1 protein-coding gene is annotated in these 556 nt (G+C 40.6%); it reads right to left on the bottom strand.

What is annotated here, in order from left to right:
• Nucleotides 1-250: 250 nt before the first annotated feature.
• Nucleotides 251-556: hypothetical protein (locus FK268_RS26120; RefSeq protein ID WP_158636222.1), on the bottom strand; the 306-nt coding region annotated here is incomplete at its 5' end.

Raw genomic sequence — 556 nt, 5'->3', positions numbered from 1 at the left:
AGCTGTTAACTCTTGATAGGTTGCTAGCAGGATAGAGTATTATAAGTGTTGCGACTCTATTGAAAGTTAAAGTTAAAGTTAAAGCTAAAGTTTAAAATTAAAGTTTAAAGGCAAAGTTAAAGGGAAGCGTAATGCTTCCCTTTTTATAATCTATCCTCTATCAGAGAGGCAAAGTATAAGTCCTAATTGCGATTATTCTCTGCGTAGACCCTTGTGGTGTATATTGTTGTGGATCTGCTCGATTTTGACACTAGTAGGCACCAAATTGGGCTTCTTTAAGAATCTGCAGAGGGTCAACTTTAGGAGTCTCCTCTTCAGAGGTCACCGCAATAACGGTCAGTTGGTCATTATCGCGCTTTAATCGCTGCCAGGTATAAAGTTTTTGTGGCACAGTAATGGTGTAGTAGATCTCCTCTGGTTGCGGGAGAATCTCAAGTATCTCTACTGTTGCTCCAGCAGGTGCATCAGCGATCAATCTTTCACTATATCGTTCAAGGGAATCTTTCGCTTCCTCTTCTGTTAAGTGGCTACCTGTTACCATTACTGTCATGTCGTG

Origin of the sequence: Tsukamurella sputi (assembly GCF_007858445.1) — a bacterium.
Taxonomy (GTDB): Bacteria; Actinomycetota; Actinomycetes; order Mycobacteriales; family Mycobacteriaceae; genus Tsukamurella; species Tsukamurella sputi.
This window is presented reverse-complemented; position numbering and strand designations above follow the sequence as displayed.